The following is a 22,962-nucleotide window of genomic DNA, read 5'->3' as shown; positions in this document are numbered from 1 at the left end:
ACCACATCGGCAAACCGCCCACTCGGGACATTCGAGCAAAAGCGCCTCCGCACCAGCGGCGAGGCGCTTTTTGCGTTTTAAAGACCGTTTCCACTCGTGGCACACTCGTCGGACTGCTGCTCCCGTAGCTCTCTGGCCATTTCGCGCCAGGCTTCCTGAGTGGCGATGATTGCTCCGAGGTGGCCGTGAACCGTCAGGTCGACCCGACTTGCCGTCTCCGGTAGGCACGATGACATCGGATAGGTTGGCCTTGAGCCCTCTCCTCATCAAGTCTCTGGCCTACGTCAAGATGGCGGCGGCCCGTGCCAATGTCAGGCTGGGCGACCTCGCCCCCGGAAAGGCGAGCGATATGCCGCTGGCGGATCGTGTCGTCCGTCAGAATGTCGGCACTGGGCCCCCTGAGAATGATCTGGCCCCGGATCAACAGATGGCCCCGCTCGGCGATTGACAATGTGGTTCGCCGTAGCGACCGCGGTGCTCGCCTCGCGGTGCCTGCGGCAATTCTCGGGGTTTACGGTTATTCCGATCACCGCGACTGGAATCGCGCTTGCCGGGCGGCAAAGCGTGCGGCCCCGCTACCAAGCTCAATGTCACCCAGAGTCGAAGAGAGCAAGGTCCGCCTCAACGACGGCCAGAAGCTGCTGCGGCGCACCGGAAACGACGTCATTTGCCCAGTCATGTGATTTTCGGTTACCAGACCTGAACCATGATTTGCGCGTGCCGGAGATTTTTGGAACTGGCGGCGGTCAACTCACGGCGGCTACAGGATCACGGCCGCGTCGAAGGTTGTTTCACCGCCGGCGGTCGAGCCAGGCGGCCCCTTGCAGCGCCATGAGGATGATGATGACTCCGATGACGACGCGGACTTCCGGTATCTCGTCGAAGAAGATGTAGCCGGTGATGGTCACGCAGACGATCGACAGATAGCCGACCGGTGCCAGCACGCTCGCATCGGCGATACGATAGGCCCGCAGGAAGCAATATTGCCCGATCTGCGCCAGGAAACCGATGCCGAGCAGTGGCAGCCAGTCGAAGGTTGCGACCGGTTGCCAGGTGAAGACGGCGGGGACGGCGGTGATCACGGCAAGTCCGACGGTATAGAAGACCATCATCACGGTGGTGTTCTCGTCCTTCAGCGCGCGGGTCTGAATGATCGCAAGCGAGCCGAAGATGACGGATACGAGCACGACCAGCACCCCGGCATCGAAGCTCGCCGTGCCCGGCGCCATCACGATCAGCACGCCGGCGAAGGCAAGGGCCGCGCCGGCCCAGCGGACGCGGCTGACCGTCTCGCCGAGCATGATGACCGCCATTGCCATGGTGACGAGCGGCCGGGAAAAGCCCACGGCATTTACCGTGGCCAGCGGCAGCATGGTGATGGCGAGGAAATTGCTGGTCAGAGCCACCGCATTGCAGGAAATGCGGAAGATATTGCGCCACGGATGCTTGATCCGCGCCATCTCCGCGCGGTGATGCCAGATCAGCGGCAGGATGAAGAGAAGCCCGATCATCGCCCGGATGAACACGAGCTGGAAGGCCGGATAGCTCGCGCCTTGCGCCTTCACCAGCGCCGTCATGCCGCCGGAAACCAGCACCATGTCGAGAAGCAGCCAGCCGATCGCGATGCGGGCGTTTGCCGCCCGCGTGGCTGCCGCCGCTGGCGCGGCTTCGGCGCTCACGCCGGCCGCACGAGGTTCGCCATCAGCCGGAAGGCGCCGGGCACCAGCCTGTCCATCTGGTGATGCAGCACGAGGCTGGTATGGGTATGCCGCCCCTTGCCGATTGCGGCGGAAATCAAAGCACCCTTGAGGGGCTGCTCGTCCGGGTCGTGCATGGCCAGCAGCGGCTCGTAAACGTCATCCCAGCGCGAAGCGAAATAGAGGCCGCGTTCCTTGTCCCATCCCTGCCAGTCTTCCGGGTCAATGACGTTCGGACCCTTGAGAAGGATATGATCCGGTGTGAGCACGGTGACTTCCGAGCGCGGATCGGTGACGCGCCAGCGCAGCGACGGCGAACCGATCTCGATGCGGCGTACTGGCGTTTGCATCGGATCCCAGCCGTCGCTCGGGCGGTGGTAGAGGGTTACGAGATGGCCGCCGTTCTCCACGAAGCGGTGCAGGCGCTCGGTCGCGGCAGCGAGATCCCTGCGGGTGCCGAAGGCGAAGATGCCGACGACGATGGTGGTGAAGCGCGACAGATCGCCGGAGAGCGCGGCCGCATCGAGTTCGGTGACGTCGAGGCCCAAGCGGGTGAGCCACAGGCCGACACGGTCGGCGCCGCCGCCGACATAACCAACGCGTGCGCCTTCCGGCAGTTTCAGGTCGAGCGACAGGATTTTCAGCGCCGCCGGAGAGCGGAAGCTGGCGCGGCCGACATGGCGGTAGGCGATCGGCGTGATCTGGAAGGCCGGACGGCCGTCGATCTGCGGCTCGATTTCGATCAGCCCCGTTTTGGCTCCGCCGGTTGCGGATGCGATCCAGCCGCCGTCGGTCTTATTCATTGTCCAGCCGGCGGGCGTCTTGAAGGAGACCGGTGCGCTCGGGCCGGCGATATCGGCCTTGATGGCCCATTCGGTCTGCGGGGAGGCGAGCGGAACCAGCAGGGCATCGGGCAGCAGGGTCAGCGAATGGGCCGGCGCGACGGCGAAGGGCTCGGCGAGATCATAGTTGCCGGAGACAGTGCGGCCGCCGATCTCCGCAGAAACCTTCACATGCGCGTGGCCATTGCCGCCAAGTGCCGACCAGGCGGGCAGATAGAGGCCCGTCAGCGGCGCGTCGGAGGCGGCGGTCAGCGCGAAGATGCGTTCATGGGCAAGTGACTGGATGGAGGAGGAGACGCCTTCCGGCAGAACCGGGAGAACCTCCACCTTTCGGGCGGAAGCACCCTCTCCGAGTTCGACGGTGAGCGTTGCAGCGCCACCCGGTGAGATGACGGAAGGATCGGCATGGGCGCTTTCGAAGATTGCCGCCGCATCGAGGATCGCCGCATCGACCTGCGCCTGCTTCCGGGCGAGCCGGTGGCTGTGCAGGGCCATGAACGCGCCCGGCGCGGAGGAGCCCACGATGTCGAGCCAGCCTGCCGCTTCGGTCAGTGCCTCGACGATCGCATCGCGATCCGGGAAGGCCGAGATCGCCGCGGCGATCGCGCTGTCTGCGGAACGCAGAGCTGCGGCGACATTGGCCGGAAGGCTCGAAAAATCGGCGAGCACGGTCAATGAAGCGGGCAAGTCATCGAGGACCGATTGCTCCATCCTGGAGCCGGCGGAGCATAGCTTCAGGTGCAGCGGCCAGGCCTTCTGCGCCTGCTTCGGCCAGTGCCCCATGCCCTGCGAGGCATGGTAGTAGCGCGACCATTCGCCGATGCGGCCGTATTCGGCCCCGGTCGCCGGCTCGCGGCCTACGGCGAGAACCGTGATGGTCGCATCCGGGGGTGGGACCTCGTCGTCATAGGTGTCGCCGCCGCCAGACCAGGCCGGCAGGTAGTACTTGGCGACCCTCCAGGGCTTCAGGCCTTCGGCGAAATGCTCGGGGTAGGCCTCGGGATCAGCAGCGAGGCCGATCGCCGTCTCGGCGGCGCGGGTCATGGCGCGGTGATGGCCGTGCTGGCCAGGTACGTCGAGGAAGGTCGGAATGACGATGTCCGGCCGCTCCATGCGATAGGCGCGCACCAAGCGCTCCACGACACGGGCCTCACCCCAGCGGGTGAAGGTCGCATCGCCATCCTTGGAAAAGCCGAAGTCGTGCACCGGATCGGCGGGGCCATGGCCGAGCCAGGAAACGTCCGCATCAATCGTGCGGGCCGCCGCCTCCAACTCGCGGGAGCGCAGGACGCCGAGCGAGCCGAGACGTTCCGGACCGAGCGCATTCTGGCCACCTTCGCCGCGCGTCGAGCAGGCGATGATGACGCGCATGCCGAGTCCGAGGCGGAACCAGGCGAGCATTTCGTTGCGCTCGTCGTCCGGATGCGCACCGGTATTCATCATGGTGACGGTCGATTTCAGCTGCGAAAGCTTGCGGTGCAGGCGGATGAGCGAGGGTTCCACCATCTGCCGTTCGATGCGTTCGCGGGCTGTCAGCATGAAATTCTCTCCCCATACGTCATGCAGATACACCGGCAGCGGCCGCAACCGAGGTTTCGAGCTTGGGCGTTACCATGTCGAAAAGCGGCAGGGACGCGGCGCCGAGCGCTGCCGTCAGCTGGCCGGTCTTGCCGCGGAGGACGCGGGGCAGGTCGCGCTGCCTGCGGCTTGCGACCGAGGTCGGCAAATTGCCCATCCGGGTGATGATGTCGTCGATGATCGCATCCGGCAGCGCGCCGCCGAGGATGACCGTCTCCGGGTCGAGAATGTTTTCCAGCATCGCGACCATTGGCCCGAGATAGGTCGCCGCATCGTCGATCCATTCCTCGACGAGCGGATGTCCGGCCGTGTGGAGCCGTTCGAGATCGCCGAACTCGCTGTCGGCAATGCCGGCGCAACGGAGCTTTTCCTTGAGCACATAGACGGAGGCATAGCCTTCCAGGCAGCCGAGCTGGCCGCAGGACGGGCAGGCACGGCCTTTCGGCACGACGGTGACGTGGCCGATTTCGCCGGCATTGCCGAAGGCGCCGCGGTAGGGCGCGCCATCCTGGATGATGCCGAGACCGACACCGACGCCGAAATAGATCATGCAGAAATTCGAGATGGCCAGGCCGGCGCCGAACAGGCGCTCGCCGACGGCCGCCGCCGTCGCATCGTTTTCCACAAGCGCCGTGTGACCGCAGGCCTGGCCCAGCGCCTGAGCCGCGTCGATGCCCGCCCATCCGGGCAGGGTCGTCGGACCGACCGAGGTCATGCCATCGATCTCGAACGGCCCCGGCATCACGACACCCGTGCCGAGCAGCCGGGCACCGACGGACTTCTCGACGGCAGAATGCTCCGAGGAGAATGCTGAGAGAACGTAATCGGGCGTCGTGCTGCTAAGAGACGTGATCCTTTTCGCACGCAAGCGGCCGGCCAGATCGAGCGCCACCGTGACCATATGGTCGGCGGCGATTTCCACGCCGATGGTCGCGCCGCCTTCCGGATTGACCGCGAACTGGATCGGCGGCTGGCCGCGGCCGGAGCGCATCCGGCCCATCTCCCTCAAAAGCCCTTCGCCGACCAGCTCGTCGACGATGTTGGCGACGGCCTGGGGCGTGAGACGGGTGAGTTTGGCAATGTGGGCGCGGCCCAGCGAACCCTGTCTGCGCACCACATCCAGCACGACGCGCCGGTTGTGATCACGACTTCGTTCGGGATTGTTCCCGATTGCCACCGGGTGCGTGCCGATCGTGTTTACCGTCATCTCGGTGAGTTCCGTTGCCTCGAAATTCATAGCGCCGGAAATCGGCTCCCCGCAATAGAATAATTCAAGTAAATTATCTTATTGACAAACCGGCCGCTACGGGAAACCGTAAAGACGGCGCTGCGACAGCGCTTCGGACGGGAGGGGCCGGGGGAACTCCCTCTTCCGCAAACGATGAACGCACCGGACCGTCGAGCACCGCGGGCGGATGCAGGGAACAATCAGATCCCCGAGACCGGGAGACCCGGTGGGGCAAGTGGAGGGTCAAATGCGCAAGGCAACTTTGTTCGCCGGTCTTCTCGCCGGTTTCAGCACGTTCGCGTTCAACGCCGCGCAGGCGGTCGAAATCGAATACTGGCAGTATGTCTACGACACGCGCGTGCAGGCGATGGACCAGCTGATCGCCGAGTTCCAGAAGGCCAATCCGGACATCACCGTCAAGCAGGTGACCTTTCCCTACGCCGACTACCAGACCCGCGTGATCGCTGCCAATCTGGCCGGCAACGCGCCCGATGTCATGCAGCTCTTCTATGGCTGGCTCGACAAGTTCGTCGCCGGCGGCATCCTGCAGCCGCTGCCGACCGACGCCTTCCCGCATGACAAGATCGAAAATGACTTCTTCCCGATCGTAACGGCCATGAAGCGCGGCGATGACTATTACGGCCTGCCCACCGCCGTGCGCTCGCTCGCCCTGTTCTACAACAAGAAGCTCTTCACCGAGGCCGGGCTCGACCCGAACAACCCGCCGCAGACGCTCGATGAGTTCGTCGCCGCCGGCCAGAAGATCGCCAAGCTCGACGACGCCGGCAATGTCACCGTCGCCGGCTCGACCATGGACATGGGTGGCCAGGACCACCAGTGGTGGCGCGAAGTGCTGATCCGCCAGTTCGGCGGCGAGCCTTATGCCGACGGAGACACCAAGGTCACCTACAACAGCGATGCGGGCCTGAAGGCACTCGATTTCTACACCAGCCTGCAGCTCGAGAAGAAGATCGGCAAGGTCGGTTTCATGGACGAGGGCCAGGCGGCCTTCCGCGCCGGCATGGCCGGGATGACGATCGACGGCACCTTCCGCCTTGGCTCCTTCAAGGGCATCAAGGACTTCGAATGGGGCGTGACCGAACTGCCGGCCAATGCGGAGGGCGTGCGCTCCAACTATGCGAGCTACTTCGCCAACGGCATCAGCGCCAAGACCACGGGAGAGGAATTGGAAGCGTCCAAGAAATTCCTGGCCTACATCACCTCTCCGGCCGCCATGGACATCTGGCTGAAGACGGTCGGCGAACTGCCGGCGCTGCGCTCCGCGGCCCTGACCGACGCCAACCTGAAGGATCCGATCTACGCGCCGTTCCTGAAGGGCCTCGAATATTCGCACACGACGCTCTTCAAGGATGAGCAGGGTCAGCGCCAGAACGCGATGGACATGGTCAACCGCGTGCTGCTGGAAGGCCAGTCGACCAAGGATTCGCTCGCCCAGGCCGCCGAGGCCGAGCAGGAAATGATCGACGCGGCCCAGCAGTAATCACCTCATCCAGCAGAGTGGATCTGCCCATGGCAGCGATTGAACAAAAGGGGGCGGCACCAAGCCGCCCCACCGGCTCCCCGGCCGGAATCTCGGGTGGCCTGTCCATGCGGACGAAACGGCTTCTCTGGGTCTGGGGATTCCTGGCGGTGCCGATCCTGTTTTACGCGATCATCCGCTTCTACCCGACCTTTCAGGCGTTCTACCTGTCGCTGACCAACTGGGATCTGGTGCGCCCGCCTAAGCTCGTCTGGTTCGCGAACTACATCAAGCTTTTCAAGGACCCGCAGTTCTGGAAGGTGTTCAGGAACACCTTCACCTACCTGATCATCGGCACGCCGATCAGCCTCCTGCTCGCCTTCGTGATCGCCTATTTCCTCGATCGCGTGCGCTTCATGCACAATTTCATCCGCGCGCTGTACTTCCTGCCGTTCCTGACGACCGCCGCAGCGATGGCCTGGGTCTGGCGCTGGTTCTATCAGCCGCCGCCGATCGGCATCATCAACAGCGTCCTTGGCATGCTCGGCATTCCGCAGCAGCCGTTCATCGGCTCCACCGATCAGGCGCTCTATGCGATCATGGTCACCGCCATCTGGGCCGGCCTCGGCTTCCAGATCATCATCTTCATGGCCGGTCTCCGCGCCATCCCGAACACGTTCTACGAGGCGGCCCGCATCGACGGGCTGGGTGAATGGGCGATCCTGCGCAAGATCACCCTGCCGCTGCTCAAGCCCACGACCGTCTTCCTCGTGGTCTTCTCGTCGATCGGGTTCCTGCGCATCTTCGACCAGGTCTACAACATGACCACCAACGATCCGGGCGGGCCGCTCGGCTCGACCAAGCCGCTGGTGCTGATGATCTACCAGACCGCCTTCAACTCCTATGCCATGGGATATGCCGCGGCGCAGACCGTGGTGCTCTTCACCATCCTGCTGATCGTGTCGCTGCTGCAGCTGTGGATCCTGAGGGAAAAGAAATGAGCGACGCCGCAACGCTTTCCCCTCCGCTCTACAAGGCGAATATCCGCCCCGGCCGGATCATTGTCTGGACGCTGCTCTTCATCGGCGGCCTGATGATGATCTCGCCGCTGCTCTTCATGTTCTCGACCTCGCTAAAGACGGCCGATCAGGTCTATGACCTGCGCCTCATTCCGGCGGCGCCGACGATTTCCAATTACATGACCGTGCTGGCGGACGGGCGCTTCATGCGCTGGTTCTTCAACTCGATGCTGGTCGCGACGACCGTTACGCTGTCGAACTGCTTCTTCGACAGCCTTGTCGGCTATACGCTCGCCAAGTTCGAGTTCCGCGGCCGCTATTTCATCTTCCTGGCGATCCTCTCGACGCTGATGATCCCGACCGAAATGCTGGTCATCCCCTGGTACCTGATGTCGAGCCAGCTCGGCTGGCTGGATAGCTACTGGGGCATCATGTTCCCCGGCATGATGACCGCCTTCGGCACCTTCCTGATGAAGCAGTTCTTCGAGACCGTGCCGAACGACTTCATCGAGGCGGCACGCGTCGATGGCCTCAACGAATTCCAGATCTGGTGGAAGGTGGCCTTGCCGCTGGTGACGCCGGCGCTCTCGGCGCTCGCGATCTTCACCTTCCTCGGCAACTGGACGGCGTTCTTCTGGCCGCTGATCGTCACAACCAGCAAGGAACTCTACACGCTGCCCGTCGGGCTTTCGAGCTTCGCCGTGGAGCAGCAGATCCAGTGGGAAATGATCATGACTGGGGCGGCGATCGCCACCATTCCCACGCTCATCGTCTTCATCGTCCTGCAGCGCTACATCGTCCGCGGTGTGATGCTGGCAGGCCTGAAAGGGTAATGCCATGACCGACAGGAACCCGCGCCTTTCCGACACCAGCACGTTCCCCGATCCGGTCTACAAGGATACGGTCCTGCGTCCGCTCTTCGACGGCGCCAAGAACCATCATGTGGATGGCTTTCGCCGGATCGACCGCGCCCATCTGGTGATGCTGGTCGAAACGGGCATCCTCGACCTCGAACTGGCGGGCAAGATCGCCGGTGCTTTGGAGGCTATCGACCGGGAAATCGATCCCTCGACGCTCGTCTATACCGGCGAAGTGGAGGACTTCTTCTTCCTGATCGAGAAGGAGCTGAAGGCGCGCATCGGCGTCGATATCGCCGGCCGCCTGCATACGGCCCGCTCCCGCAACGACATCGACCACACGCTGTTCAAGCTCGGCCTGAAGGACAGGATCGATGCGTTGATGGAAAAGGCGCGGACGCTGCTCGCCGCCATGATCGATGCCGCCGACCGCCACAAGGCCACGCTGATCGTCGCCTATACGCACGGCCAGCCGGCCCAGCCGACCACCTTCGGCCACTATCTTTCGGCGGCTATCGAAATCCTGATCCGTGACATGGAGCGCTTCGCGGAAGCCCGCAAGATCGTCGATCTGTCGCCCATGGGCGCGGCCGCGATCACCACCTCCGGCTTCCCGATCGACCGGGCCCGCGTCGCGCATCTCCTCGGTTTCTCTGCGCCGCTCAGGAATTCCTATAGTTGCATCGCCTCGGTCGACTACACGACCTCCACCTATTCGGCGATCGAGCTGATGTTCCTGCATCTTGGCCGTCTCATCCAGGACTTCCAGTTCTGGACGAGCTTCGAAGTCGGCCAGATCTACGTGCCGAACGCCCTGGTGCAGATATCCTCGATCATGCCGCAGAAGCGCAATCCGGTGCCGATCGAGCATCTGCGCCATCTCGCCAGCCAGACCTTCGGCCGGGCGCGCACCATGCTCGACGTGATGCACAACACCCCGTTCACCGACATGAACGACAGCGAGGGCGAGACGCAGGGCATGGGATACGAGGCGTTTGCCTCGGCTTCGCGGGTGCTCGACCTGCTGGCCGCGCTCGTCGGCCAGATCAGCATCGATCCGGAGCGGGTGGACCAGAACATCCGCCGCTCCTGCATCACCATCACCGAGCTTGCCGACTCGCTGGTGCGGCTCGAAGGCCTGTCCTTCCGCGAGGCGCATGAGATCGCCGCCGCGACGGCAAAGAGCGTGGTCGCCGCCAAGGGCAGCCTGACGGATGACGGTTACGAACCGTTCCTGAAGGCCTTCGAACATCTCACCGGCCGCAAGCCTTCGATCGATCTCGAAAAATTCAAGGAGATCGTCTCGCCCGAGCATTTCGTTGCCGTGCGCGGCCGCTTCGGCGGTCCCGCGCCGGAGCCGATGCAGGCAGCGCTTGCGAGCTACCGCGACAAGCTCGCCGCATTCGAGGCCGACGCCAAAAGGGCTGCCGAACACGAGGCGGCGGCTGCCGCCGAACTTGAGGAAAAATTCACCGCGCTTACGGGAGCCCGCTGATGGCGACGATCGAGCTGGAAAAAATCGTAAAGCGCTACGGCAAGGTCGAAGCCGTCAAGGGGATCGACCTGTCGATCGCCGATGGCGAATTCGTCGTCTTCGTCGGCCCGTCAGGCTGCGGCAAGTCGACGACGCTCAGGATGATCGCGGGCCTTGAGGAAATCTCTGGCGGCACGCTGAAGATCGGCTCCGATGTGGTCAACGAACGGGATCCGAAACAGCGCAACATCGCGATGGTCTTCCAGAACTACGCGATCTATCCGCACATGACGGTGCGCCAGAATATCGGTTTTGGCCTGTACACGTCGAAGCTCAGCAAGGCGGAGAAGGACAAGCGGATCGAGGAGGCTGGCAAGATACTCGGCCTCGGAGCCCTGCTCGATCGCCGGCCGGCCGCCCTTTCCGGCGGCCAGCGCCAGCGCGTCGCGATTGGCCGCGCCATGGTGCGCGATCCCTCCGCCTTCCTGTTCGACGAACCGCTGTCCAACCTCGATGCCCAGCTGCGCTCGCAGATGCGCATCGAGATCAAGCGCCTGCACCAGCGGCTGAAGACCACGACCGTCTACGTCACCCACGACCAGATCGAGGCCATGACAATGGCTGACCGGATCGTTGTGATGAGAGACGGCCATATCCTGCAGGTCGGCACGCCTTCCGAGCTCTACGAAAGCCCGGTGGATGTGTTCACCGCGCGCTTCATCGGCAGTCCTTCGATGAACCTAATGCGCGGCAAGCGGAACGGTTCGGGCGTCGAGACCGCCACCGCTGGCGACCTGCTGATCGGTGTCCGGCCGCACGACCTGGTCGCGCACAGGGAGACGGCGAGTGGCAACGGATTTGTCGTCACCGGAACGGTCACCGCGGTCGAGCCGCTGGGGCCGGAAACACTGGTGCATCTCGACATCGGCGACACCTCGGTGATCGCGACGGTGCGGGAGAAGTTCGTGCCGGCAGTCGGAAGCCGGCTGACCTGCGAAGCGGCGCCCGGCAATCTCTATCTCTTCGAAGCCAGCACAGAGAAGCTTTTGGGCCGTTCATGATGATGCATGCCGAGACAAGATCCGCGGTGCTCAGCATCGGGCGGGTCTATTGCGACCTGATTTTCACGGGCCTTGGCCATCTGCCGGTGCTTGGCCGAGAAACCTTTGCCGAGGGCATGGCGATCGCGGCCGGCGGCGGCGCGTTTATCGCTGCGGCGCATCTGGCGCATGCCAGGCGGAAGGTCGCCCTCGTCACCCGGCTCGGCAAGGATGCGCTTTCAGTATGCGTCGAGGAACAGGTGCGTGAGAGCGGCGTCGATCGTCGATTCGTGGAACACGCCGAGGATGCCGGGCCGCAGGTGACGGTCGCCGCGATCGTCGGCCAGGATCGCGCGTTTCTCACGCGCCGCGCCGGCCCTGCCTTGCCGGCGACGCTGGAGGGGGCGCTCGACTGGGACGAGGCACGGCATCTGCACATCGCCGAGTATGCGACGCTGCACGAAATCCCCGACCTCGTTTCCCGCGCCAAGGAGAAGGGCCTGACCGTTTCGCTCGACCCGAGCTGGGATGCGACGCTGATCTACGACCCCGGCCTGCTGCGAGCCTGCGCGGGTATCGATCTGTTCCTGCCCAATCTCGAAGAGGCGGAAGCGATCACCGGCTCATCCGACCCGCAGGTGGCGATCCAAAAACTGTCGCTCGCGTTCCCGGCCGTGGCGCTGAAGGGCGGGGCCGAGGGCGCGTGGCTCGTATCGGAGGGCAGGCTGCTGCATGCGCCTGCCGAAACCGTGCCCGTCATCGACACGACCGGCGCCGGTGACGCCTTCAATGCCGGCTTCATCGATGCCTGGCTGGATGGTGCGGCGGAAGAAGCCTGCCTCCAGGCCGGCATCCGGTTCGGTAGCCTGGCCGTGCAGGCGGCCGGGGGCGCCAAGCTTCTGACCACGAACGACTAGGTGGTGAGCAGAAGTTCTTCCTCGGCTTCGTTCAGATCGCAACGATCGGGCGATGAATCAAGATTGAGCCGACACGCCTAGACCCGTTTGCCGTCACGGCCGAAGAAATGCAGCTTCTCGCGCCGGGCGAACACCGGCAGTTGGTCGCCGAGTGGACTTCGGTGCGGCCGGGCATAGACATCGCCTGACTGTTGGCCGCGGCTTCAATTGGAAGTGTTCGAGGTGGTGGCGAAACCGGTCGGCAATGGTCTTGAACCATTGCCAGTCGGCGTCCGCTCCCACAGCATTTCCTCGACCAGGGAACCGGCAATACAGCCAGACCGCATGGGAGATAAACTCTCTCGGGAAACGGTGACGTTTGTAGCTGATGGCTGAGTTCTTCGTCCCACCGACTCTACGCCAAACCCACTGACACCAGGCCTATGTGGCAACACCGATCGGCCCCCGGCGGTGATCGTCGCGGCTAGCCACCATACACTCGGCTACATCCAATTCGAACTGCCTTTGCCTACTTCAATGTCCAGATGTATTTTATTGACTAGTTAGTTATGTACTATTAGCGTCAAGCGCTGAGGGTAGGAGGTGGCTTCTCGCCAGTGCATGGCGGCGAAGGCGCGCGACAGGGGGAAGTGCATTGGCAGCCATGCGGTCCGCCATTGAGGCGAAGGGCGTCACACGAATTTTTCAGTCAACCGGGAGCGACGCGGTCAAGGCGCTCGACAATGTTTCCGTTACGATCCGTGAAAACGAGTTTTTCACGCTGCTCGGCCCATCGGGTTGCGGAAAGACAACGCTGCTGCGGCTAATCGCCGGCTTCGACTTCCCGACCGATGGCGGAATCTTCCTCTACGGCGAAGATATCGCTCCGCTTCCACCTTTCAGACGGCCCGTTAATACGGTGTTCCAGAGCTACGCCCTGTTTCCGCATATGACGGTGGCCCAGAATGTCGGCTTCGGTCTCGAGATGCTCGACAGGCCGAGGGTCGAGATCGAGGCGCGCGTCGATGCAATGCTGAAGCTCGTCCACATGCAGGACCTGAAGAACAGGCGCACAAGCCAGATTTCCGGCGGCCAGCAGCAGCGCGTGGCGCTTGCTCGCGCGCTCGCCCCGCAGCCGAAAGTGTTGCTGCTGGACGAGCCGCTTTCGGCGCTCGACTACAAGCTGCGCAAGGAAATGCAGGTCGAACTGAAGCGGCTGCAGGCCGAAACCGGCATTACCTTCATCTTCGTCACCCATGACCAGGAAGAAGCGCTGACGATGTCGGACCGCATCGCGGTCATGTCGGCGGGCAAGATCCTTCAGGTTGGATCGCCCTGGGAGATCTACGACCGTCCGACTGACCGTTTCGTTGCCGATTTTATCGGCGAGACGAATTTCCTCATCGCCAGGGTCAATGGCGTCACCAGTGGCAAAGCGAATGTAACGCTGAGCTCCGGCGCGAACATCTCCGCCACCATCGCGGACGGCTATCAGCCGAACGGTAAGGCCACTTTGGTGGTCCGCCCGGAACACGCCAAACTTCTCAAAGGTGCCGGCGACATCGCGGGCGTCGTCGAGAACATCGTCTATTTCGGTACGGACACGCATATCCAGGTCCGTTTGAGTGAAGGCGGCCCGTTCACCGTCCGTCAACAAAACACGCGAAACGGCGGCTGCGGTTTCGCAAAGGGCGATCATGTCGGCATCCAGATCGGCGAGGATGCCGCGCAAGTGCTCAAGGATTGAATGATGGGAACCGCCAAGGAGACTATCAACAGATTCGAACGCGCGGATGTCCGCTCGCGCTGGCTGTTATCCGCGCCGGCTCTCATCATCATCCTGTTCGCCGCTGCCGGCCCCTTGCTGGTCGTGCTGGTCTATTCGTTTCTCGTTCCGGGATCGTATGGCGATGTGAAGTGGGAGTTTTCGACCGACGCTTGGGTCGGCGTGTTTTTCGAGCGCGATATCTTCGATGATACTTTGTCCTTCGCGGACGCGCATCTGACGATCTTCTGGCGCTCGATCAAACTCTCCATGGCGACAACAATCCTCGCTCTGATCTTTGGATTTCCAACCGCCTACTTCATTGCCACCCGACCCGAGAGAACCCGGGATATCTGGCTGTTTTTGATCACGATACCATTCTGGACGAACGTGCTGATCCGCACCTTCGCCATTCAGGAGGTCATCCGCAATGAAGGCGTGGTCAATTCGCTGCTTAAGTTAGCCGGGATTATCGATCAGCCGATCCCGATGATGTACACCGATTTCGCGGTGCTGCTCGGCATGATCTATGTATTTCTTCCGCTGATGGTGCTGCCGCTTTACGCCAGCATGGAGAAGATCGACTTTCGCCTGGTCGAAGCGGGTTACGATCTCTACGCCACCCGTTTTCGGGTTTTGCGGCGCGTGATTATCCCGCTGGTGAAGCCTGGAATTGTTGCCGGATCGATCCTTGTGTTTATTCCGTCGCTTGGCGCCTACGTGACGCCGCGCGTGATGGGCGGCGGCTCAAACCTGATGATCGGAAATCTGATCGAGTTGCAGTTCGGCCAGGGCAGGAACTGGCCGCTCGGCGCTTCGCTGTCGATTGTCCTGATGGTGATCGTCATGATCGCGATGCTGATCTTCGTTCGCTACACCGACAGATCGGACGCCGGCCATGGCTAAAACCGTTTTCAACTGTCGGCGATCGGCATTAGTGCCAGATCGGGCATGTTTTGGCCGGGCTCGGCCAGTGGCCGGGCGTCTCGGCAAGCCCCATCCCTTTGTCTCCAAACTTTTGGCGGAGTAGCGCGTCATGACTGCAAACCGCTCCCTCGGCTTCGATGTAAGGCAGCAGAGCGGCTTTACCTTCGTGGCGACACTTTGTTTCTTCGTTCTCTATCTGCCGATCGCCACGTTGGTGATCTTCGCGTTCAACGACAACAATTCGACGGCTATCTGGAAAGGCTTCTCGACGCGCTGGTTCGAGGCGGCCTGGAACAACGAGCAGGTCATCGAAGCCTCGATCCGCTCCTTCCAGATCGCGGCGGTGGCCGCGGTGTTGGCGACCATCGCGGCGACGATGGCAGCGCTCGCGACAACCCGAACGAAGCCCTATCGCGGCCTGCGGTTCAAATACGCCTTCATCAACCAGCCGCTGGTCGTTCCGGAGATCGTTCTCGCCGTCGCGCTTCTCATCTTCTTCTCCCGGATCAAATTGGCGACCGGCTACACCGGTCTCGGCTATTTGATCGCGGCCCACACGGCGTTTTGCATTCCCTTCGCCTACCTGCCAATCCGGGCGCGGTTGGAGAACATGGATCTGTCGCTCGAAATTGCGGCGGCGGATCTCTATGCGACACCTTGGCGGTGCTTCAGGAGGGTAACGCTTCCACTGCTGTGGCCGGGCGTGATCGCGGGGCTGATGCTCGCCTTCGTCGTCTCGCTCGATGACGTGGTCATCACCGAGTTCGTCAAGTCAGGCGGCCAGGAAACGCTGCCCACCTACATGCTCGGCCAGATCCGACGCATGGTTACCCCTGAAGTCAATGCGGTCTCGTCGGTATTCCTGCTGTTATCGGTCGGGGTCGTTACAGCCTTTTTCTTTATCGGCAGGAAACGGGCCTGAGGTCGCAGACCGAAGGCCCCAACACAACGGGAGAACATTCATGGACTGGAAGGCGACGGTGGCCGCTGCCACTTTGATGATGCTCACCACGGCCAGCGCGGCTCTCGCCGAAGGAGAGCTCAATATTTACAACTGGGGCAACTATACCAGCCCGGAACTCATCAAGAAATTCGAGGAGCAATACAAGGTCAAGGTGACCGTCACCGACTTCGATTCCAACGACACCGCGCTCGCCAAGGTCCGCCAGAGCGGCCACGGATTCGATATCGTCGTGCCGTCGGCGAGCGTGGTGCCGATCTGGATCGAGGAAGGCCTGCTGCTTGAATCGCGTCCCGACCAAATGGAGAACTTCGAGAATGTCGATCCGAGATGGATTGATGTGAAGTTCGATCCGGGCCGCAAATATACGGTTCCGTGGCAATGGGGTTCAACCGGCATGTCGGTGAACAAGTCGGTTTATAGCGGCGATCCGAACACATCGGCGATTTTCCTGGATCCGCCGCCAGAACTCGTCGGCAAGATCAATGTCGTGCCTGAACTGGGCGACGTTCTTTACCTGACAATCAAATATCTCGGCGGCGAATATTGTACCGGCGACAAGGAAATTTTGAAAAAGGTCCGTGACAAGCTGGTGGAGGCCAAGCCGAAGTGGCTCTCCCTTGATTACGGAGCCGTCGACGGCCTCGGCCGGGGCGATGTTGCGGCCGGCGTGAACTGGAACGGTGCCTCCTTCCGCCAGCGACTGCTGAACGACAAGATCGTCTACGGCTACCCGAAAGAGGGCTATCCGATCTTCATGGACAATGTCGCCATCCTCAAGGACGCCGAGAATGTCGAGAACGCCAAGCTGTTTCTGAACTTCATCATGGCTCCCGAAAACGCGGCCCTGATTTCGGCTTTCGCGCGCTATGCCAACGGTATCAAGGGCTCCGAAGCCTTTATGCCGGAGGACATGAGAACAGCTCCGGAAATCAACGTCCCCTCCGATCTGATCGACAAGGGCGAGTTGATGCCCACATGCCCGGAAGACGTCCGCAATATCTACACGAAGATCTGGACCGATCTGCAGAAATAGCGTCACCCGCGACAACCCGGCGAACTTCGGCCGGGTTGTCGCGGCGCCGTGGCCCACGCCCCATCATCCGTTCATCCCTTCCAAGTGCGATCGCAGCGACCGCAGGAGACTTGTCATGACCGATCTCGACCTTTGTTACATGCCGGCGCACGAGGCGCTGCAGCTGTTCAAGGCCAAAAAGCTTTCCCCTGTTGAATTGATGCAGGCGACGATTGACCGCGCCGAAGCGACGGAACCGACGATCAACTGCCTGACCTTCACCTATTTCGATGAGGCCATGGATTTGGCGCGCAAGGCCGAAGCGAAGTATGCGAGGGGGGCGAGAACCGGCGCCCTCGAAGGCCTGCCGATCGGCATCAAGGACGAGAGCTACATCAAGGGCAAACCGACGTCGCATGGCTCGCTGCTGACGAACGACGAGATCAGCGACCACACCTCGACCAACAACGAGCGCATCATGAAGGCCGGCGGCATCGTGCACGCCCGCACGGCGACGCCCGAATTCTGCTGCGCGGGCTTCACCTGGTCCAAGCGCTGGGGTGTCAGCCGCAACCCATGGAACCCGGATTTCACCACTGGCGGCTCGTCCGGCGGAGCGGGAGCGACGTTGTCGGCCGGCACATCGGCGATCGCGACCGGTTCGGACATTGGCGGATCGATCCGCATTCCAGCGTCGGCCTGCGGGGTGGTGGGTTTCAAGCCGCCTTATGGCCGCAATCCCGATGAGCCGCCTTTCAATCTCGACTTCTATTGCCATACCGGACCGATGGCGCGAAACGTCAAGGACACAATCCTGCTGCAGAATGTCATGTCGGGGCCAAGCCCGCTCGATATCGCCACATTGCGCCCGAAGCTGCGCTTGCCACTCGACTACAAGCCGATCAGCGGCTGGAAGATTGCGCTTTCCATGGATCTCGGTTCCTTCGAAGTGGACGACGAGGTGCGCAAGAACACCCTGGCTGCCTGCGATGTGTTTCGCTCGCTGGGCGCCACGGTGGAAGAGGTCGACCTGGGCTGGAGCGACGAGGTTCTGAAGGCTGGCATGGCCTATCTGGAACATCTGTTCGGGGCCTCTTTGGCGCCCCTGCTCAAGGAGCGCGGCGACGACATGACGAGCTACGCGCGCGAGTTCGCCAAGGGAGGCAGCAACTCGAAGGCCACCGATTTTGTGGGGACCCTAGAGGTCGCGGCGCGGATGTACCAGACGCTGGGGCCAGCGCTTGAGAAATACGATGTGCTGATCTGCCCGACGACCGCGATCGCCGCGGTGCCGGCTGAGTTCGATCACACCGAGGACACGCTCGAGATCAACGGCAAGCTCGTCAATCCGTCGCTTGGCTGGGCGATGACCACGCCGTTCAACATGATGAGCCGTTGTCCGGTTCTTTCAGTGCCGTCGGGCAAAGCCGCCAATGGCGTGCCGACGGGCATCCAGATTGTCGGACGCACATATTGTGACGCGGATGTGTTCCGCGCGGCGGTGGCTTATGAAACGGCGCAAGGCCAATGGTACAGGAGCGCTGACGCGCGTCCGGCGCTCTGACGGCAGCGCAGCGGGCGCAGTCATGCTTGCGGCGCGACGAAGCCATGGTTCGCGTGTGCGCAACGGGGCCGACCAGCGCTTGATCATTCGCATCAAATGTGATCAGTCCGCGATTGATATACTTAACGCCCGGATCCGAAACAGGCTGGAGTTTTCCGCCGATCGGATCCGGGAAGAAGGTGGTGAAAATGGCGAGGCGCACGTCGACCGTGACATCGGAAAAGCGCAGGGTCGCAATGGCAGGGGTTGAGCGTTCACCAGACAAGCCCGCCTCCAAAGACCGCCGGCGCGAGCGTGGCGAAGCGAGCATTCAGCGGATCATCGATGCCACTATCGATCTCATAGCCGAGGAGGGATTGGCGAGCGTAACAATGCAGCGCATCGCAGCGCATGCCGATTCTTCAAACGCGCTGGTTGTTTTTCATTTTCGCAGCAAGGAAAACCTTTTCCGGGCCGTCCTGCAATATCTGAGCGAGCAGTATGAGGCGCTTTGGACGAGGATGGTGCGCTCGCCCGACTTGTCGACGGTCCAGCGGCTGATCGGGGCGGTCGAATGTGCACAGCGGTTCGGACTCCAGCATCCGAAATGGGTTTCAGTCTTTGTCGTCTTTTCCAGCGACCGCAAGAGCATGCAGCTTTACAACGAAATCAGTCTGCCCGGCGACCTTGCCTACAACGCCGAAGCACGCGATCTGATCGCCGAAATCGCGCGCGAAGGCGGGTACGGGGCGCTCGACCCGGATACACTGAGCGAAGGTCTTAACTATTTGGTCCACGGTGCATGGTTCTGGGACCACCTGAACCCGCCTGGCGGCAATCCCGAGGTGCTGCGCAAAACAATACTCATGGTTTTGCGTCAGGCGTTTCCCCGGCATTTCGACGCGGCGTGTGAATGACCGCATGTGCATTGCGCGGCTGATGACGGCTTTCGTGACCTGATCGCGAAAGGCGGTAGCTGCCAGTCGCCAATTTCCGATGCTATCCGCAATAGCTGCTTTGAGCTGCCTACCCGTCCCCGGAAAACGAATACGCTCAGGCGCGTACCTTGGCGGATCAGTTACCCTTGTCGTAGCTGTTGTCGGTTCCAACGAAATGACCGGGCTGCCAAGCCACCCTGACGGTGGTGATGGGACCGAGGTCGTTCCAGGTCGTGCGGTGCAGGATCAGCAGCGCGCGTCCCTGTCGCGTCTGCAGCAGCCTGGCATCCCGCTGGTCGGCATTTTCGGCTGAGAAAGTCAGCTCTGCCCGCAGATAGGGTGCGTTCTGCACCAACCACTCATTGGCGTTCAAGTGTCGGAAGTCGACCCGCTCCAGTCCCGGTGCCGCGCGTGGATTAATCCAGCGGTCTTCCAGTTGGAAGGGATTCCCGTCGCCGTAATGCACCGCCCGCATGTGAATCAGGATCTCGCCTTCCGGAAGGCCGAGGCGCGCGGCGATCTCTGCCGGGATCGGACTTGGCCGCTGCGCCACGACGCGATGACTGTAAGACATGCCCGCCTGCTCGACCTGTTCGCGCACAATGGGGATTGAGAACGTTGCCTTGCGGACCGGATTGATCGCGACGCGCGTGCCTGCGCGGCGGCGGCGATCCAGCAGCCCTTCATCGGCCAGCAGCTGAAGCGCCTTGTTGACTGTCGCGCGCGCCGCATCGAATTCGATGGCCAGATCGGCCTCATCCGGAATGCGGTCGCCTTGATGCCATTCACGTTCGACGATGCGGCGTCGAACTTCGTTGGCGATGTTTTGCGCCTTGGGCAAGGTCGAGCCGGTTTGCTTGTCGGTCACATACGCTCCTGCAATCTGGTGGTGCGGTCAGATAATCGGACAAGATCCGATCCTGGTCCAGATGCCATCCGATGCGGACTAATCGCAGAACGCCGCTCGGGTTGTTCCCCCAAATCTATTGCCACTCCTAGAGCCCCGGCTTTCCGCTTATCGCGCCGGTTATCTCGGAATAAGTTTATACATAGCACGATAATAAGTTTAGACATAGCCCTTGAAATATGTTTAGACTTAGTTCAGTGAAATTAGCCGAGGAGAACAAGCCAGATGCAGGTTCGCAGCAATGCCAGAGCCCCGGCCGTGGCCGGCAGATGGGTGGCCTACGGGCTTGTTGAGCGACTTTCTGCTCTCGCGCCGGAGAGCATGTCATGAGCGGACCGCTGTCGGGTATCAAGGTCCTGGACCTGTCGCGCGTGCTTGCCGGGCCGTACTGCACCGCGCTGCTGGCCGATCTGGGGGCGGAAATCATCAAGCTGGAGCCGCCGGCGGGTGACGACTATCGGCATGTCGGGCCGTTCAAGGACGGCGAAAGCGCGTTGTTCACACTGAATAACCGCGGCAAGAAAAGTATCGCGCTGGATCTAAAGAAGCCCGCGGATCTGAAGCTGGCGCAGGACCTTGCCTCTCGTGTGGATGTGTTGGTCGAGAATTTCCGTCCCGGTGTCGCCGCCCGTCTCGGTCTCGGTGCGGAGGCAATGCGCGCCGCCAATCCGCGCCTGATATACTGCTCGATTTCAGGATTCGGGCAGGATGGTCCATTTAAGGATTTGCCTGCCTATGATTTGGTCGTGCAGGCCATGTCGGGCCTGATGGCTGCGACTGGCGAAGAAGGCGGCGCGCCTTTGAAAACCGGGGAGAGCATTGCCGACCTGATTGCCGGGCTCTTTGCCAGTTGGTCGATCATGGCGGCGCTGGTCCAGCGCAATGCGACGGGGCAGGGGGCGGCCCTCGATATCGCCATGTATGACGCGTTGTTCTCCATGCTGACAACCAGCCACGCCCAGCATTTCTACAGCGGCGTCCTGCCGGGTCGCGTCGGCAATCGTCATCCTCTGTCGACGCCCTTCGGTTGCTTTAGGACCAGCGATGGTCAGGTGGTGATCGCCGTTCTGAATGGCGGGCAATTCCAGCGTCTGGCAAGTCTCATAGGCAAGCCGGAGATCGCCGATGATCCGCGCTTTGCGACCGACAGCAGCCGCACCGAACACGAGCCCGCGCTACGGGCGCTGATAGAAGAATGGTCAGGCGTGCTGGCGACCGAAGAGGCCGTTGCAGCCCTGTCTGCGCACGGGCTGCCGACTGCGCCGATCTGGGATATCGCGCAGGCTGCCGACAACGAGCATGCCATCACGCGTGGGCTGGTAAGCGAGCTTGCACATCCCGTCCTCGGCCGGGCGCCGGTCGTCGGCCAACCGGTCCGTTTCGACAGCGTCAAACATGTGGCCCCGACGTCGGCTCCGCGTCTTGGCAGCGATATCGAGGCGGTGCTGAAGCAATTCGAACTGGAGAATTCGTATGACGCAGATTGATGATCCATGGCACATGCTTTCCGAGGAGGAGGGCATGTTCTGCGACGTGCTCGAGCGTCTCTGCGCGGACCGGATCGCGCCACTGGCGGCTGAAACCGACGAGACGGCAACCTTCGTGCACAAGCAGCTTGCCACTTTGGGCGAGGCGGGCATGATGGGTGCAAACCTGCCGGAAGCCTATGACGGCGGCGGCATTTCCGCCCCGGCGCTCTTGCGGGCGGTTTCGATCGTCGCGGGGGCCTGCGGCTCGACCGCCTCGGCGCTGACGGCACATTATCTGGCGACGGACTCGATTCTGATCGGCGGCACCGAGGCACAGAAGCAGGAATGGCTGCCCAAGGCGGCGACTGGCGAAGCGCTCGGCGCCTTCGCCCTGACCGAGCCCACTGCCGGTTCCGATCCCGCCGACATGAAAACGCGGGCGCGGCGCACCGATAGCGGCTGGCACCTCAAGGGCACCAAGTGCTTCATCTCCAACGGCGGCGTTGCCGACTTCATCGTGGTCTACGCTGTGACCGATCCCGAGAAGGCGCATCGCGGTATCTCGGCCTTTATCCTGCCAAAGGGTACGCCCGGCCTCGACGCTGGCCCGCCGGAAAAGACCATGGGCCTGAAGGGCGGCCACGTCTTTACCCTGAACCTCGACTGTCATCTGCCCGAAAGCGCGCTGCTGGGCGAAGAGGGCAAGGGCTTCCGCATCGCGATGCAGGTCCTCGACAACGGCCGGATCGAAGTTGCCGCGCAAAGCCTCGGTCTTGCGGGAGCTGCGATGAATGCAGCGATTGCCTATGCCAAGGATCGCGTCATTGGCGGCATGGCGCTGTCCGAACGCCAGGGCATCCGCTGGATGATCGCCGATATGGGTGTTTCGTTCCGCTCGGCTCTGTTTTTGGCGCAGGAAGCCGCGCGCCAGCGCGAACTGGCGCACCACCATGGCGGACGCTTCTCGCTTGCCTCGTCCATGGCGAAGCTTGGTGCGTCGGAGGCCGCGGGCCGGATCGCCGATACCGCGCTTCAACTGCACGGCGGCTATGGCTATACCCGTGATTTCCCCATAGAACGGATCAATCGGGATCTGCGCATCATGCGGATCTATGAGGGGTCCAGTGAAATCCAACGCACCATCATTTCCGGCAATATGCTGGCCTGATCAGAGAGTGTTACTGTGACCAATCCCCGCCACAACATCCGCGATGTCCGCGCGCCCCAGGGGCCCGAACTCAACGCCAAGAGCTGGATGACCGAAGCGCCGCTGCGCATGCTGATGAACAACCTCGATCCTGATGTCGCGGAAAACCCGCACGAACT

Annotated in this window: 20 protein-coding genes; 16 read left to right on the top strand and 4 right to left on the bottom strand. The window is 62.3% G+C overall.

Going from position 1 to position 22,962, the window contains the following annotated elements; translation table 11 throughout:
* The first annotated feature begins 250 nt into the window (after nt 1-250).
* The gene (locus tag J2Y48_RS25115) at nt 251-448 is read left to right on the top strand and encodes a hypothetical protein (RefSeq protein WP_310424311.1); all 198 of its coding nucleotides are present in this window, start codon (nt 251-253) and stop codon (nt 446-448) included.
* 343 nt (nt 449-791) lie between these two features.
* Here the strand turns inward: J2Y48_RS25115 and J2Y48_RS25110 are convergent, their stop codons facing one another.
* The 3 genes from J2Y48_RS25110 to J2Y48_RS25100 all read right to left on the bottom strand — a co-directional run bounded on the left by J2Y48_RS25110 (nt 792) and on the right by J2Y48_RS25100 (nt 5,324).
* The gene (locus J2Y48_RS25110; RefSeq protein WP_310424323.1) at nt 792-1,598 is read right to left on the bottom strand and encodes a DMT family transporter; all 807 of its coding nucleotides are present in this window, start codon (nt 1,596-1,598) and stop codon (nt 792-794) included.
* Nucleotides 1,599-1,675: 77 nt separating this feature from the next.
* Nucleotides 1,676-4,078 carry a PIG-L family deacetylase gene (locus tag J2Y48_RS25105; protein ID WP_310424308.1) on the bottom strand — a complete coding sequence of 801 codons (2,403 nt, stop codon included), beginning with the start codon at nt 4,076-4,078 and terminating at the stop codon, nt 1,676-1,678.
* Nucleotides 4,079-4,097: 19 nt separating this feature from the next.
* Nucleotides 4,098-5,324, bottom strand: coding sequence for an ROK family protein (locus J2Y48_RS25100; RefSeq protein WP_310424320.1), 1,227 nt, complete (start codon nt 5,322-5,324; stop codon nt 4,098-4,100).
* A 268-nt stretch (nt 5,325-5,592) separates the two neighbouring features.
* On the opposite strand from J2Y48_RS25100, the gene J2Y48_RS25095 reads away from it, so the two are divergent.
* The 12 genes from J2Y48_RS25095 (at nt 5,593) to J2Y48_RS25040 (ending at nt 19,239) form a co-directional block, all read left to right on the top strand.
* A complete protein-coding gene (locus J2Y48_RS25095) occupies nt 5,593-6,846 on the top strand; it encodes an extracellular solute-binding protein (protein ID WP_310424305.1) in 1,254 nt (417 codons plus the stop codon).
* A gap of 29 nt (nt 6,847-6,875) precedes the next feature.
* Entirely contained in the window at nt 6,876-7,826 is a 951-nt protein-coding gene (locus J2Y48_RS25090) for a sugar ABC transporter permease (RefSeq protein ID WP_310424302.1), read from the top strand.
* Nucleotides 7,823-8,677 (top strand): carbohydrate ABC transporter permease, encoded by an 855-nt coding sequence (locus tag J2Y48_RS25085; RefSeq protein WP_310424299.1) that lies wholly within the window; start codon nt 7,823-7,825, stop codon nt 8,675-8,677. The genes J2Y48_RS25090 and J2Y48_RS25085 overlap by 4 nt, the downstream gene beginning before the upstream one ends.
* Before the next feature lie 4 nt (nt 8,678-8,681).
* A complete protein-coding gene (gene argH / locus J2Y48_RS25080) occupies nt 8,682-10,196 on the top strand; it encodes an argininosuccinate lyase (protein ID WP_310424296.1) in 1,515 nt (504 codons plus the stop codon).
* Complete coding sequence (locus J2Y48_RS25075; RefSeq protein ID WP_310424293.1) at nt 10,196-11,236, top strand: sn-glycerol-3-phosphate ABC transporter ATP-binding protein UgpC; 1,041 nt, start codon at nt 10,196-10,198, stop codon at nt 11,234-11,236. The genes argH and J2Y48_RS25075 overlap by 1 nt, the downstream gene beginning before the upstream one ends.
* Nucleotides 11,236-12,132 carry a PfkB family carbohydrate kinase gene (locus J2Y48_RS25070; protein WP_310424317.1) on the top strand — a complete coding sequence of 299 codons (897 nt, stop codon included), beginning with the start codon at nt 11,236-11,238 and terminating at the stop codon, nt 12,130-12,132. The genes J2Y48_RS25075 and J2Y48_RS25070 overlap by 1 nt, the downstream gene beginning before the upstream one ends.
* 643 nt (nt 12,133-12,775) lie before the next feature.
* Nucleotides 12,776-13,858 (top strand): ABC transporter ATP-binding protein, encoded by a 1,083-nt coding sequence (locus J2Y48_RS25065; RefSeq protein ID WP_310424289.1) that lies wholly within the window; start codon nt 12,776-12,778, stop codon nt 13,856-13,858.
* A 3-nt stretch (nt 13,859-13,861) separates the two neighbouring features.
* Complete coding sequence (locus J2Y48_RS25060; protein WP_310424286.1) at nt 13,862-14,782, top strand: ABC transporter permease; 921 nt, start codon at nt 13,862-13,864, stop codon at nt 14,780-14,782.
* 130 nt (nt 14,783-14,912) lie between these two features.
* Nucleotides 14,913-15,725: an ABC transporter permease gene (locus J2Y48_RS25055; protein WP_310424283.1), complete on the top strand. Its 813-nt coding sequence runs from the start codon at nt 14,913-14,915 to the stop codon at nt 15,723-15,725.
* A 40-nt stretch (nt 15,726-15,765) separates the two neighbouring features.
* Nucleotides 15,766-16,800, top strand: a complete 1,035-nt coding sequence (locus J2Y48_RS25050; RefSeq protein WP_310424281.1) for an extracellular solute-binding protein — start codon at nt 15,766-15,768, stop codon at nt 16,798-16,800.
* A gap of 115 nt (nt 16,801-16,915) precedes the next feature.
* The gene (locus J2Y48_RS25045) at nt 16,916-18,343 is read left to right on the top strand and encodes an amidase (RefSeq protein ID WP_310424279.1); all 1,428 of its coding nucleotides are present in this window, start codon (nt 16,916-16,918) and stop codon (nt 18,341-18,343) included.
* A gap of 188 nt (nt 18,344-18,531) precedes the next feature.
* Nucleotides 18,532-19,239, top strand: coding sequence for a TetR/AcrR family transcriptional regulator (locus tag J2Y48_RS25040; RefSeq protein ID WP_310424276.1), 708 nt, complete (start codon nt 18,532-18,534; stop codon nt 19,237-19,239).
* 157 nt (nt 19,240-19,396) lie between these two features.
* On the opposite strand, the gene J2Y48_RS25035 is transcribed toward J2Y48_RS25040, so the two are convergent.
* A complete protein-coding gene (locus J2Y48_RS25035) occupies nt 19,397-20,128 on the bottom strand; it encodes a UTRA domain-containing protein (RefSeq protein ID WP_310424274.1) in 732 nt (243 codons plus the stop codon).
* Between the two features lie 365 nt (nt 20,129-20,493).
* Between J2Y48_RS25035 and J2Y48_RS25030 the strand changes: the two genes are divergently transcribed.
* The 3 genes from J2Y48_RS25030 to J2Y48_RS25020 all read left to right on the top strand — a co-directional run.
* Nucleotides 20,494-21,654, top strand: a complete 1,161-nt coding sequence (locus J2Y48_RS25030) for a CoA transferase (RefSeq protein ID WP_310424271.1) — start codon at nt 20,494-20,496, stop codon at nt 21,652-21,654.
* Nucleotides 21,641-22,804, top strand: coding sequence for an acyl-CoA dehydrogenase family protein (locus J2Y48_RS25025; RefSeq protein WP_310424268.1), 1,164 nt, complete (start codon nt 21,641-21,643; stop codon nt 22,802-22,804). The genes J2Y48_RS25030 and J2Y48_RS25025 overlap by 14 nt, the downstream gene beginning before the upstream one ends.
* Nucleotides 22,805-22,819: 15 nt before the next feature.
* Nucleotides 22,820-22,962 (top strand): hypothetical protein (locus J2Y48_RS25020; RefSeq protein WP_310424314.1); only part of this gene is annotated, 143 nt, incomplete at its 3' end.

It is taken from the genome of Mycoplana sp. BE70 (assembly GCF_031455855.1).
Lineage (GTDB): Bacteria > Pseudomonadota > Alphaproteobacteria > Rhizobiales > Rhizobiaceae > Mycoplana.
The sequence above is the reverse complement of the archived record's forward strand: the minus strand, read 5'-3'. Positions and strand labels throughout refer to the sequence as shown.